The sequence below is a fragment of the Escherichia sp. Marseille-Q3837 genome, from assembly GCF_916618735.1.
Lineage (GTDB): Bacteria > Pseudomonadota > Gammaproteobacteria > Enterobacterales > Enterobacteriaceae > Escherichia > Escherichia ruysiae.
The window spans coordinates 2,264,728-2,278,218 of record NZ_CAKAKC010000001.1 but is presented as its reverse complement, the minus strand read 5'-3'; the positions used below and the strand labels follow the sequence as shown (position 1 = coordinate 2,278,218).

The window sequence follows — 13,491 nt, the reverse complement described above, 5'->3', positions numbered from 1 at the left end:
CTTATCCGCCATACATATGCAATCCCGTAGGCCGGATAAGACGCGACAAGCGTCGCATCCGGCAATTGCTCCGCACTGGCGGATGCGGCGTGAACGCCTTATCCGCCCTACATGTGCAATCCCGTAGGCCGGATAAGACGCGACAAGCGTCGCATCCGGCGTTTATTGTGCTGCTGCGTACAGGCCGACAATCTGTTCCAGGCTGGCGGTACGCGGATTACTGCGCAGACAAATATCTTCCAGCGCGGCCTGCGCCCATGCGCCGTAATGCGCAGATGTCGCACCAACATCGCCCAGTCGTTTACCAATCCCAACTTCCGCAATCAGCTCACTAACCGCGTTAATAGCATCACGCTCGTCGGATTTTTTAGTTCGCAGCGCCCTGCCTACCTGGCTAAAACGTTCGCGGCATACCATCCGGTTAAACTCCATCACCGTTGGCAGCAGCATGGCATTCGCCAGACCGTGCGGAATATGCAGCGCCGCGCCCGGCTGATGCGCCATCGCGTGGCATAACCCAAGCCCCGCACTGGAAAACGCCATTCCCGCCATGCATGATGCGAGCAACATACTTTCGCGCGCGGCAAGGTCGTGCCCGTAGCCCACCGCTTTCGGCAGCGATTTACCAATCATCGCAATGGCGCCAATCGCCAGACTGTCGGTAAACGGTGTGGCGTTCAGTGCGCTATACGCTTCAATGGCATGGGTTAACGCATCGATGCCGGTCATCGCCGTGACATGCGACGGCACGCCTTCGGTCAGCGCGGCATCGAGAATCGCCACATCCGGCATCAGTGAGGCATGTGCTAACACCTGCTTGCGCCCGCTCACAGCGTCGATAATCACCGTTACGTTAGTGGTTTCAGAGCCGGTTCCGGCGGTCGTTGGAACGGCAATCAGCGGCAGGCGCGGTTGCAGAACGCGGGTTTCTGACATTTCTGCCAGCGTGCTATCGGGGTTCGTCACCAGCAACGCCACGGCTTTCGCCGCATCAAGCACCGATCCACCGCCAAACGCAATCACCCCATCGCAACCCGATTCACGCAGTTGCGCCACAGCCGCACACACGTCGGTAATGCACGGTTCGCCCACCGGACATGGCCAGAGCGTCATGGCGATACCTTTTACCGCCAGGCTACGCGTCAGCCCGGCGGTCATCCCCGCCTGATGCAAAAAGCTGTCTGCCATCACGAACAGATGTTTCAACCCGCGCGTTTGCGCCTGCTGTCCGCAACTGCTCACCGAGCCCGGACCGCAAAGCGTCACCGGTGGGACGCTAAATGTTTTTACCCGTTGCAGATTCAGGGTATCGAACGCCTGAAAGAGCGCGGTCTGCAATTCATTTTGCATATAGCCCCTCCGCTTTTTCTCGCCCGCTACTGGCGATCGCCAGCGGGGTCATAAACAAACTGTGCTGCGGTAAATGCACCTGTAACGCCGGGAATTGTTTGCGAAACAGCTCCGCCACGCCCGGTTGCATACAGGAGCCGCCTGCCAGCCATAAATCAGTAATGCCCTGCCCTGCGATATGCCGCGCGACAATGTCCGCCATTTTTTCGTACACCGGTTTCACCACTGGCCAAATCTCTTCACCGTGACCGCGCTTGTACTGCTCCGCCTCTTCCAGCGGAATACGACGATTTCCGGCGAGCGTCAGAGAAATGTGATGTCCGCCGGTGGCTTCATCCGCCGAGTAAGTCACTTTGCCCTGTTTCACGATGGCAATACCGGTGGTGCCGCCGCCAATATCCACTACGCCTGCGTTATCCAGTTGCAGCAGATCCACCACCGCCGTTGGTTCATCCAGAACATGGCTGACTTCCAGTCCGGCAGATTCCAGTACGTTGATGGAAATACGCGCATCCGTACCTGGGGGAAATGACGTCGCCGCATGGCTAAAACGGCGACCGAATTGCTGCTCAAGGGTGTCGAGATGGCGACGAACAATGGTGACTGCGCCGAAGAAATCCCAGACGATGCCGTCGCGGACCACATCGGCCCAGTCGAGGCATACCGCCACCGGCTGACCTTCGCGGTCGACAACCATCGACACCACATCGCAGGTGCCCAGATCCACCCCCAGCCACAGCGGAGACTCCGTCGCGCCAGGCGTCTGGTTACACAGCGTTGCCGCCGTTTGCAGACGCGGGGTGAGCCATTGTTCGTCGTGCGCCATCGGTTACTCCTTAAACAATGCGAAACGCATCGACTAATACACAGCGACGCAGACGGACAAACGTCCGTGCGCTGGTTACCCCTTCACCGGTTGGCGTGGTGATGGTCATGGTGGTCCAGCCCTCCCCGCCCAGACCCAGCCCGGCAATGCACGGTCCGTTCTTAACGAAAATGCTGGTATCAATGGCGTTCGCCATCTGGTTCATGTTTTCGATATTGCGCGAGTGCATTGCCGCCGTATGGTGGCAACCGCCTTCCAGTTTCACCGCCAGCGCAATGGCATCCGCCACATTGGCGACGCGCACCACCGGCAGTACCGGCATCATCAGTTCGGTCACGGCAAACGGATGTTCTGCGGTGGTTTCTACAAACAGCAAGCGCGTTTCTTGCGGCACGTTCAGGCCGATTGCCGCCGCGATTTTCGCCGCATCGCGACCTACCCAGTCGCGGCTGACTGTGCCCTTTCCGCGTTCGTCGATATTTTTCAGCAACACTGGTTGTAGCTGCTGCGCCTGTTCTGCGGTCAGTTTCACCGCGTGCTGGCCTTCCATCAGACGCATCAGTTCATCGGCTACGCTATCAACGACAATCAGTACCTTTTCATCGGCACAAATAATGTTGTTATCGAAAGAAGCGCCTTTGACAATGGACTGAGCGGCACGGGCAAGGTCGGCGGTTTCATCCACCACTACCGGCGGGTTGCCTGCACCTGCGACTATCAGACGTTTATTGGTGTGTTTACGCGCCGCTTCCACCACTGCTTCGCCGCCGGTCACCACCAAAAGGCCGATGCCCGGAAACTTGAACAAGCGTTGCGCGGTTTCGATATCCGGATTTGCCACGGTCACCAGTAAGTTTTCCGGCCCGCCTGCGGCAACAATCGCCTGGTTGAGCAGCGTAATCGCCCGCTGGGAGACTTTTTTCGCCGCCGGATGCGGGGCAAAAATGACGCTGTTGCCCGCCGCAATCAGGCTGATGGCGTTATTAATAACGGTCGCCGCCGGGTTAGTGGACGGCGTTACCGAAGCCACCACGCCCCAGGGCGCGTTTTCAATTAAAGTCAGGCCGTTGTCGCCCGTCAGCACCTGCGCAGAGAGACACTCAACGCCTGGCGTGCCGCGTGCCTGAGCGACGTTTTTGGCAAATTTATCTTCCACGCGCCCCATGCCGGTTTCACTGACGGCAAGTTCCGCTAAATCTCTGGCGTGTTTTTCGCCTGCTTCACGAATGGCAGCAATAGCTAACTGGCGCATTGCCACGCTTTTTAACCCCTGCTGAGCAATTTTGGCTGCCGCAACGGCGTCATCCAGGGAAGCGAAAACGCCCATCTCATGAACGACGGCGGGCGGCATGTCGCTGCTTTGCATTTTCAGCAGTACCGCTTTCACCACCTGTTCAATATCCTGTTGATTCATGATGTTCTTCCTTATTTGTGGAAAATTACCTGACCGCCAGAGACCACCTCATCGACGATGCCAATCACGCACAGATCGACCGGTGACGTTTCGCTTTTATGCGCCTGGCGGGCGGAACTGCCACTCACCAGCAACACCCACTCCCCGGTTCCTGCGCCAATGTTGTCGATGGCAACGGCACACTGCCCGTCAGGGTTTCCCTGTGAATCAATCATTTCCACCATCAGCAATTTGTCATGCGCCAGTCCGTGATGGCGTACGGTACAAACAATTTGTCCAGTGACGACTGCCAGTTTCATACCCGCCTCCGTGGCGTATTTCAGGTAAAAGCTCCCCCTACCCTCCGCAGAAGGTAAATAGAAAAAGGAGAGAGCGTGACGCCCGAATCGACGTCACACAGGGTGATTACAGGTTACTGCTGTCGCCTTTCAGGCCGATCGGGAACACTTCTTCCAGGTCGCCGTGCGGACGCGGAATAACGTGGACAGATACTAGCTCGCCGATACGCTGTGCCGCTGCGGCACCGGCATCGGTCGCCGCTTTACAGGCAGCAACATCACCGCGAACCATCGCAGTACACAGGCCGCCGCCAATCTGCTTAACACCAACCAGTTTGACGCGCGCAGCTTTTACCATCGCGTCAGAAGCCTCAATCAGTGCAACCAGGCCCCGGGTTTCGATCATTCCTAATGCTTCCATTGTGTTTTCCTCTTTATAGGGGTCCAGAACGGGACCGTTCATTCAACCAGTGTTTGTAAACTGCTTTCGCGGTTCACTTCTGTCTGACGCGGTACGGCTGCCACCAGCGCCAGTTCGATAATTTCCTGCACGCTACAGCCACGAGAGAGATCGTGCATCGGCGCGGCAAGCCCTTGTATCAATGGCCCGACGGCACGATATCCGCCAAGTCGTTGTGCGATTTTGTAGCCAATATTTCCGGCTTCCAGCGACGGAAAAACCATTACATTCGCTTTGCCCTGTAGCGGGCTGGCAGGCGCTTTTTGCGCCGCGACATCCGGCACGAAGGCGGCGTCAAACTGTAATTCTCCATCCACCACAAGCTGTGGCGCGCGTTCACGGACGATTTCGGTCGCCTGCTGAACGTTAGCAACGCAGGGGTGACGGGCGCTGCCGTTGCTGGAAAACGACAGCATCGCTACGCGCGGCTCTTCTCCGGTGATGGCGCGCCAGGTGTCGGCGCTGGCAAGCGCGATATCCGCCAGTTGCGCCGCCGTCGGCTGTGGCACCACGCTGCAATCGGCAAAGCCCAACGCGGAGCCGCTGTACTGCGGCAGCATCAGGAAAATGGAGGAGAGCGTTTTACAGCCCGGCTGCAAACCAATAATGCGTAATCCGGCGCGTAACACATTCGCCGTGGAAGAGAGGTTGCCCGCAATGCAAACATTCGCTTTACCGGCGCTGACCATTGCGGCGGCAAACATCAGCGGATCGGTGAGTTTATCCAGCACGTCCGGCGGCGTTTTATCGCCTGCGCGAGCAAGCCAGCGGTGGGCAAATTCTTCCCGCATCGCAAGATTGCTGTGTGGATCTATCACCTGTAGCCCGTCCATCGCCACGCCATGACTGAGCGCAAACTGGCGAAGTTCAAACGGATTGGCGACCAGAATGGGCGTTGCCAGACCTTGTTGATGTAAATATTGCGCGGCTTTCAGCACACGTTGATCTAACGCATCCGGAAAAATCACTCTGGCGGGCGCTCGCAACGCCAGTTCACGACAACGTTCAATTATCATGGCGTCTCTCCCAGTCGTTGTTGGATCTGCGTCACCGTTAGCGGCTGCTTCGTCACGCTCAGGATCATCATCACGTAAACTGTGCTGGAAAGGCGGTTCAGCGCCTGCAAGATGTCCGGACGTACTACGTCAAAGCTGCGGGTGATAAACACCTGCGCCGCTACGGTTTCGGTTTCACGCACTTTGGTGCGTAGCAGATTGAGCAACGCGGCATCGCGCCCGTGGCTGGCTTCCGGCACCAGATGATCGTGATCGAGATAACGCAGAGGCTGATGGGAAAGCCGATGCAGGTCTTCGTCTGAAAGCCCGACAATCGCCTGGCAGCCCAGCGGTTCTCCCAGCGCATCGGCGCGCATAATGTTGCCAAGACGCGAACGGATATCCGCCAGCCACGGCTGCCACGGTTCCGCCAGTTCAATTTGCAGCCACACTGTCAGCGCAATGGTGCTGTCGAGAACAGCGCGAAAACCCAGGCGCGGATCGCTTTTAGCGACCATTTTTTCCGCCGACAGATGAGTCAGCGTGTCTGGCTTTTTCGCCACCGGCTGGTGGCAGAGTTCGCAGCACGCCTGCGGATATTCATCGCTACTGGTCAGCCCGTGAACGGGCTGTGGCTGCTGCTGTTCATCGTCAACAAACAGGCTGCCCTGCTCGTCAATAAACTTGATGCGCAGATGGCGGCTTTCCAGCAACTCCCGGGCAGAGGGCGTCAGGCGACTGTGCGCAGGGAGATGGATCTCTGCGCCTTCGCTAAGCGTATGGTTCGCTCTTAGCCATGCTTCGGTGATGAAATCTTTCATAGGGATTGCCAGTTAGCCGGCCAGGCGACATACAAAAACTTCACGCTGGATGTCGTACCAAATTCGATGCTGGAACCCTTCGGGATAAACATCACGTCGCCCGCTTTGGCGATCATGGTTTCGCCTTCATGGCGAACGTGCAGTTCACCTTCCAGTACCATGTCGATTTCGTCGTAGTTCAGCTTCCACGGGAAGAAGGCGTTATCCCACTGCATAAAACCCGCAGCCATGCTGCTGCCGTCATCTCCGGTAACCAGATCGGTCAACCCGACGCATTGAGGCTCCGCGCCGTCGAAACGACCAAACTTCACACTGCCGCCATCGATAACTTTGATGCCGCCTTTGCCGGTCACCGATTTAAAACTCGACTGCATTGCGCCCTGCTCCAGCGACTGCTTTTCCTTCATCACTTTTTCCATCAGTTGCGCGACCAGGCTTTCGGTAAACTGGCCTTCCGGCAGTTGGGCGATGATGGTTTCGCGAATGCGCTGACTTTCGGTTTTATCGGCAGGCGCGCTGGCAGGAACGGACGCCGTTACCGGTGTCGATTCATCGCATTCGGTGATGGTAAACCCCAGCAGATCCGCCACTTCTCGCGCTTCCGGGGTGATAATGCTGGCGCGCAGAACCACGGACATTGCCTGTTCGCCGCGCGCATGGGCTTCACGAATATCATTCGCTGTGATGAGTTTTTTCACCTGCTTCCTCCTGTTCGGTGAGAGATGCCAGATAATCCACCAGTTGCTGCACGCTTTGCGGGTCATGGCTGTTTAGCTCGAAAATCGGCTCTTCAAAGCCAGTCTCGCGCAATAACTGTCGCGTTGCGGCGACGTCAGCATCCGGCATGTCCGTTTTACTGATGACGGCGATTTGCCGTTTAGTGACGCCAATATCCAGCAACCCGGCAGGTAATCGGCTTTCCGGATCATTTGCGCCGTGGACATATATCAGCATGTCCACATCCTGTAGCGTGGTAATTAAGGCGTGATACCAGCGGGGATGGCTAAAATATTCACCTGGCGTATCAATATCACCCTTATTATTAAATTCCACAGCCTGCGTTTTTCGCGCGAGGGTATAATCCCCTTGCAACGCATTAAATAACGTTGTCTTTCCTGCTCCGACAGCACCCACAAACGCAATTCGTTTCATGAATGCCTCGCATTAACTTTTGGTCATTTCACAAAGCGTATAATTTAATAAGCGCCCTAAACCGCTGACGGTTTGTGATAACGCTTCTTCTACCGCGCCCACCGAGCCATAAATCACCAGCGCGCCGCTAAAACGGTCAAGAAAACCGATATGCACATCGGCGGCTTTCAGTGCTAAATCGCCGGCGATCATCGCTGTTTCACCGGGAGTTAGCGTCATAATGCCGATTGCGCCAGCATCGGGAACGCCGATTTTCTTCGCCAGTTCCTCACCGGGATGCGCAATTAAATGCGCCAGCGTGACCTGTTTACCGGGCACAAATTCCTGAATGATGCGTTCTTTATCCATGAGTCGCCGCCTGTGAAAAATCTGGCGCTATCGTGACAATTTTTTGTCAGAGTAAATAACAAAATTCGGCAAGGGAGTTTAAAAGGTGAGGTAGATCACTAAGAATGGAGAGATATTTTATCTAATGCATAAATTTTCATGTACAGCACATGAATATAATTAAATTGATATTGATTTATTTTTATATGGCGCGCTTTATTATTCGAAAAACAAGTAATAATCCCTTCTGATATATTGCGATAAACCGCTTACCCTGAATATTCAGGGTAAGCGTAAGAGTTAAGAAAAAATTACAGCGGCTGGGTTTGCGCTTCAACCACGGCCAGCGCCACCATGTTGACGATACGACGTACCGATGCGATTGGCGTTAATACATGAACCGGTTTCGCCACGCCCATCAGCACCGGACCAACCGTTACACCTTCCGAGCTGGAAACGCGTAGTAAGTTGTAACTAATGCGGGCGGCTTCCATATTCGGCATCACCAGAATATTAGCGGAACCTTTCAGAGAGCTGTCCGGCATACGATCGTTGCGAATCGCTTCCACCAGCGCCGCATCACCGTGCATTTCGCCATCAATCATCAGTTCTGGCGCACGTTCCCTGACCAGTTCCAGGGCTTTACGCATTTTGCTGGACGACGGGCAATTTGAAGAACCAAAGTTGGAGTGCGAGAGTAAGGCAACACGCGGCTCAATACCGAAACGACGGACAGTTTCTGCCGCCATCAGCGTGATCTCCGCCAGCCCTTCTGCGTCTGGATCATCGTTGACGTAGGTGTCAGCAATGAAGGTGTTACCACTCGGCAGCAGCAGCGCGTTCATTGCGCCTGCGGTGTGAACGCCATCGCGATAACCAAACACATTTTTCACCACACTAAAGTGTTCGTGATAATCCCCCACCGTACCGCAGATCATTGCATCGGCTTCGCCACGCTGAACCATAATCGCGCCGATCACTGTCGGATTGCCGATCAATGCACGCTGTGCCTGTTCCTGGGTGACCCCGCGACGTTTCATGATCTGGAAGTATTCGCTCCAGTACTCTTTAAAGCGCGGATCGGATTCGTTATTGACGATCTCAAAATCAACGCCCGCTTTGATCTGCAAGCCCAGTTTCTGAATACGCATTTCGATCACGTTCGGACGACCAATAAGAATCGGTTTCGCCAGTCCCAGCGTTACCAGTTCCTGAGTCGCGTGCAACACGCGCGCCTCTTCACCTTCCGGCAGCACCACGCGCTTCGGCGCTTTGCGAGCCTGAGAGAAGATCGGCTTCATAAACAGGTTGGTTTTGTAAACGAACTCGGTCAGTTTGTCGATGTAGACGTCGAAATCAGCAATCGGACGCGTCGCCACACCGGACTCCATTGCCGCTTTTGCCACCGCTGGCGCGATCTTGACGATCAGACGCGGATCGAACGGTTTAGGAATGATGTATTCCGGGCCAAAGCTCAGATCCTGATCGCCATAGGCAGAAGCAACCACTTCGCTCTGTTCCGCATGAGCCAGTTCAGCAATCGCACGTACCGCCGCCAGTTTCATCTCTTCATTAATAGCGGTTGCACCAACGTCCAGCGCGCCACGGAAAATGAACGGGAAGCAAAGCACGTTGTTGACCTGGTTTGGATAGTCAGAACGACCAGTACAGATGATGGCATCCGGACGCACTTCTTTCGCCAGCGGCGGCAGAATTTCCGGTTCCGGATTCGCCAGCGCCAGGATCATCGGCGCGCGAGCCATTTTCTTCACCATTTCCTGGGTGAGCACTTTCGGGCCGGAGCAGCCAAGGAAAATATCCGCGCCTTCAATTACATCGTCGAGAGTACGTTTACCGTCATCCACCACCGCATAAGCGGCTTTGGTTTCCGCCATGTTCGGCTCTCGACCCTGATAGATAACGCCTTTCGAGTCACAAACCACGATGTTATGTTTTTGCAGCCCCAGTGCCACCAGCAGGTTCATACAGGCGATGGCGGCTGCCCCCGCGCCGGAAACTACCATCCGCACGTCGGAGATGTTTTTCTCTACCACGCGCAAGCCGTTAAGGATAGCGGCGGTGCTGATGATTGCCGTTCCGTGCTGGTCGTCGTGAAATACCGGAATGTTCATCCGCTGGCGCAGTTTCTGCTCAATATAGAAGCATTCTGGCGCTTTAATATCTTCGAGGTTGATGCCGCCAAAGGTCGGTTCCAGCGCAGCGACCACTTCGATAAATTTGTCCGGATCGAGTTCATCAACTTCAATGTCAAACACATCAATCCCGGCGAATTTCTTAAACAGAACGCCCTTGCCTTCCATCACTGGTTTGCCTGCCAGCGCGCCAATGTTGCCTAACCCCAGTACCGCCGTACCGTTGGAGATCACCGCCACCAGGTTACCGCGCGCAGTATATTTGTAGGCTTTTAACGGATCTTTCTCGATTTCAAGACAAGGCGCGGCGACGCCAGGTGAGTAGGCCAGCGCCAGATCGCGCTGCGTGGCCAGAGGTTTAGTGGGAGAAACCTGGATTTTCCCTGGAACTGGAAATTCATGGAAATCAAGTGCACTTTGTTTTAACTGGTCATCCATTTGGTTGTTCCTTTCACGTAACGTTCACAAAAATGCGTGGGCAACTGCCTCAGCCCACAACATGGCGCACATTATTACCTTGCCGGAGCTTTCAGACTTTGAGCAAGTCCAAACTCTCCTCATAAAAATAATATTTTGGCAATAATCCTATAACACTGATGTTACCTGCTTAATCCGGCAATACCATGCCTGTCTGCTATGCTTTTTTGATGCGATTAGCAAAATTTCTCAGAAGTGTGAATTAACGCACTCACCTAACACTTTACTTTTCAAGGAGTATTTCCTATGAACGAGTTAGACGGCATTAAACAATTCACCACTGTCGTGGCAGACAGCGGCGATATTGAGTCCATTCGCCATTATCATCCTCAGGATGCCACCACCAATCCTTCGCTATTACTCAAGGCTGCCGGATTATCACAATATGAGCATTTAATAGACGATGCTATCGCCTGGGGTAAAAAAAATGGTCAAACGCAGGAACAACAAGTGGTAGCTGCCTGCGATAAGCTGGCGGTCAATTTCGGTACAGAAATTCTCAAAATCGTACCCGGTCGTGTATCGACAGAAGTTGACGCACGCCTCTCTTTTGATAAAGAAAAGAGTATTGAGAAAGCGCGTCATCTGGTGGATTTGTACCAGCAGCAGGGCGTTGAGAAATCACGCATTCTGATCAAGCTAGCTTCAACCTGGGAAGGGATCCGCGCGGCAGAAGAGCTGGAAAAAGAAGGCATTAATTGCAATCTGACGCTGCTGTTTTCCTTTGCTCAGGCACGCGCCTGTGCAGAAGCGGGCGTTTTTCTGATTTCGCCATTTGTCGGGCGTATTTATGACTGGTATCAGGCGCGCAAGCCGCTGGATCCGTATGTGGTGGAAGAAGATCCGGGCGTTAAGTCGGTGCGTAATATCTACGACTATTTCAAGCAGCACCGCTATGAAACCATTGTGATGGGCGCAAGTTTCCGCCGTACCGAGCAAATCCTCGCTTTAACCGGTTGCGATCGTCTGACTATCGCGCCGAACTTGCTGAAAGAGTTGCAGGAAAAAGTCTCGCCAGTCGTCCGCAAATTGATCCCGCCTTCTCAGACGTTCCCACGCCCTGCCCCCATGAGCGAAGCGGAGTTCCGTTGGGAGCACAATCAGGATGCGATGGCGGTAGAAAAACTGTCTGAAGGCATCCGCCTGTTCGCCGTCGATCAACGCAAACTGGAAGATCTTCTTGCCGCCAAACTATAAACCAGCCACGGAGTGTTATATGTCCCGAAAAGACCTTGCCAATGCGATTCGCGCGCTCAGTATGGATGCGGTGCAAAAAGCCAATTCTGGTCATCCCGGCGCGCCGATGGGCATGGCCGATATTGCCGAAGTGCTGTGGAACGATTTTCTTAAACATAACCCCACCGATCCAACCTGGTATGATCGCGACCGCTTTATTCTCTCCAACGGTCATGCCTCGATGCTGCTCTACAGTTTGCTGCATCTGACCGGTTACGACCTGCCGCTGGAAGAGCTGAAGAACTTCCGTCAGTTGCATTCGAAAACCCCAGGACACCCTGAGCTTGGCTATACGCCAGGCGTTGAAACCACCACAGGGCCGCTGGGGCAAGGACTGGCGAACGCGGTCGGACTGGCGATAGCAGAACGTACGCTGGCGGCGCAGTTTAACCAGCCGGATCATGAAATTGTCGATCACTTCACTTATGTGTTTATGGGCGACGGCTGCCTGATGGAAGGTATTTCTCACGAAGTCTGTTCGCTGGCGGGCACGCTGGGGCTAGGCAAGCTGATTGGTTTTTACGATCACAACGGTATTTCCATCGACGGTGAAACCGAAGGCTGGTTTACCGACGATACGGCAAAACGTTTTGAAGCCTATCACTGGCATGTTGTCCATGAAATCGACGGTCACGATCCGCAGGCGGTGAAAGAAGCGATTCTCGAAGCGCAAAGCGTGAAAGATAAGCCGTCGTTGATTATCTGCCGCACAGTGATTGGCTTCGGTTCGCCTAATAAAGCGGGTAAGGAAGAGGCGCACGGCGCACCACTGGGGGAAGAAGAAGTGGCGCTGGCACGGCAAAAACTGGGCTGGCACCATCCGCCATTTGAGATCCCTAAAGAGATTTATCACGCCTGGGATGCCCGCGAAAAAGGCGAAAAAGCGCAGCAGAGCTGGAATGAAAAGTTTGCAGCTTATAAAAAAGCCCATCCGCAACTGGCAGAGGAGTTTACCCGCCGGATGAGCGGAGGTTTGCCGAAGGACTGGGAGAAAACGACGCAGAAATATATCAATGAGTTGCAGGCGAATCCGGCGAAAATCGCTACCCGTAAGGCGTCGCAAAATACGCTTAACGCTTACGGCCCCATGCTGCCGGAACTGCTCGGCGGTTCGGCGGATCTGGCTCCCAGTAACTTAACCATCTGGAAAGGTTCGGTGTCGCTGAAGGAAGATCTGGCAGGGAATTATATTCACTACGGAGTGCGTGAATTTGGTATGACCGCCATCGCCAACGGCATCGCGCACCACGGTGGATTTGTACCGTATACCGCGACGTTCCTGATGTTTGTTGAATACGCCCGCAACGCTGCACGTATGGCGGCGCTGATGAAAGCGCGGCAGATTATGGTTTATACCCATGACTCGATTGGTCTGGGGGAAGATGGCCCGACGCACCAGGCGGTTGAGCAACTGGCCAGTTTGCGCTTAACCCCGAATTTCAGCACCTGGCGACCGTGCGATCAGGTGGAAGCAGCGGTGGGCTGGAAGCTGGCGGTTGAGCGCCACAACGGGCCGACGGCGCTGATCCTCTCAAGGCAGAATCTGGCGCAGGTGGAACGTACGCCGGATCAGGTAAAAGAGATTGCTCGTGGTGGTTATGTGCTGAAAGACAGCGGCGGCAAGCCGGATATTATTTTGATTGCTACCGGTTCAGAGATGGAAATCACCCTACAAGCGGCGGAGAAATTAGCGGGAGAAGGTCGCAATGTTCGCGTGGTTTCCCTGCCCTCGACCGATATTTTCGACGCCCAGGATGAGGAATATCGGGAGTCGGTGTTGCCTTCTAACGTTACGGCTCGCGTAGCGGTGGAAGCAGGCATCGCCGATTACTGGTACAAATACGTTGGCCTGAAAGGTGCGATTGTCGGGATGACGGGTTATGGCGAATCGGCTCCGGCGGATAAGCTGTTCCCGTTCTTTGGCTTTACCGCCGAGAATATTGTGGCAAAAGCGCATAAGGTGCTGGGAGTGAAAGGTGCCGGATGCTGATTGCCGGATGCG

General features: G+C 54.7%; 13 protein-coding genes. 2 read left to right on the top strand and 11 right to left on the bottom strand.

What is annotated here, in order from left to right; all coding sequences use genetic code 11:
* Positions 1-162: 162 nt before the first annotated feature.
* The 11 genes from eutG to maeB form a co-directional block, all read right to left on the bottom strand.
* The gene (gene eutG, locus LG381_RS10615; RefSeq protein ID WP_225762388.1) at positions 163-1,350 is read right to left on the bottom strand and encodes an ethanolamine utilization ethanol dehydrogenase EutG; all 1,188 of its coding nucleotides are present in this window, start codon (positions 1,348-1,350) and stop codon (positions 163-165) included.
* Complete coding sequence (gene eutJ, locus LG381_RS10610; protein WP_225762387.1) at positions 1,340-2,176, bottom strand: ethanolamine utilization protein EutJ; 837 nt, start codon at positions 2,174-2,176, stop codon at positions 1,340-1,342. Before eutJ ends, eutG begins: the two co-directional genes overlap by 11 nt.
* Positions 2,177-2,186: 10 nt before the next feature.
* Positions 2,187-3,590 (bottom strand): aldehyde dehydrogenase family protein, encoded by a 1,404-nt coding sequence (locus LG381_RS10605; RefSeq protein ID WP_225762386.1) that lies wholly within the window; start codon positions 3,588-3,590, stop codon positions 2,187-2,189.
* A gap of 11 nt (positions 3,591-3,601) precedes the next feature.
* The gene (eutN, locus tag LG381_RS10600) at positions 3,602-3,889 is read right to left on the bottom strand and encodes an ethanolamine utilization microcompartment protein EutN (protein WP_000762200.1); all 288 of its coding nucleotides are present in this window, start codon (positions 3,887-3,889) and stop codon (positions 3,602-3,604) included.
* A gap of 106 nt (positions 3,890-3,995) precedes the next feature.
* On the bottom strand, positions 3,996-4,289 hold the full coding sequence (gene eutM / locus LG381_RS10595; RefSeq protein ID WP_000387713.1) for an ethanolamine utilization microcompartment protein EutM: 294 nt from the start codon (positions 4,287-4,289) through the stop codon (positions 3,996-3,998).
* A gap of 38 nt (positions 4,290-4,327) precedes the next feature.
* Positions 4,328-5,344 (bottom strand): phosphate acetyltransferase, encoded by a 1,017-nt coding sequence (gene pta / locus LG381_RS10590; protein WP_225762385.1) that lies wholly within the window; start codon positions 5,342-5,344, stop codon positions 4,328-4,330.
* Positions 5,341-6,144 (bottom strand): ethanolamine utilization cob(I)yrinic acid a,c-diamide adenosyltransferase EutT, encoded by an 804-nt coding sequence (gene eutT / locus LG381_RS10585; protein ID WP_225762384.1) that lies wholly within the window; start codon positions 6,142-6,144, stop codon positions 5,341-5,343. The genes pta and eutT overlap by 4 nt, the downstream gene beginning before the upstream one ends.
* Positions 6,141-6,842, bottom strand: coding sequence for an ethanolamine utilization acetate kinase EutQ (eutQ, locus tag LG381_RS10580; protein ID WP_000733924.1), 702 nt, complete (start codon positions 6,840-6,842; stop codon positions 6,141-6,143). Before eutQ ends, eutT begins: the two co-directional genes overlap by 4 nt.
* A complete protein-coding gene (eutP, locus tag LG381_RS10575; protein ID WP_000820741.1) occupies positions 6,817-7,296 on the bottom strand; it encodes an ethanolamine utilization acetate kinase EutP in 480 nt (159 codons plus the stop codon). The genes eutQ and eutP overlap by 26 nt, the downstream gene beginning before the upstream one ends.
* A 12-nt stretch (positions 7,297-7,308) precedes the next feature.
* Positions 7,309-7,644 (bottom strand): ethanolamine utilization microcompartment protein EutS, encoded by a 336-nt coding sequence (gene eutS, locus LG381_RS10570; RefSeq protein WP_000356956.1) that lies wholly within the window; start codon positions 7,642-7,644, stop codon positions 7,309-7,311.
* 290 nt (positions 7,645-7,934) lie between these two features.
* Entirely contained in the window at positions 7,935-10,214 is a 2,280-nt protein-coding gene (gene maeB, locus LG381_RS10565; protein ID WP_000342666.1) for an NADP-dependent oxaloacetate-decarboxylating malate dehydrogenase, read from the bottom strand.
* A gap of 285 nt (positions 10,215-10,499) precedes the next feature.
* Between maeB and tal the strand changes: the two genes are divergently transcribed.
* Both tal and tkt read left to right on the top strand, forming a co-directional pair.
* Entirely contained in the window at positions 10,500-11,450 is a 951-nt protein-coding gene (tal, locus tag LG381_RS10560; protein WP_001003728.1) for a transaldolase, read from the top strand.
* 19 nt (positions 11,451-11,469) lie between these two features.
* Entirely contained in the window at positions 11,470-13,479 is a 2,010-nt protein-coding gene (gene tkt, locus LG381_RS10555) for a transketolase (protein WP_032225925.1), read from the top strand.
* Positions 13,480-13,491 lie beyond the last annotated feature (12 nt).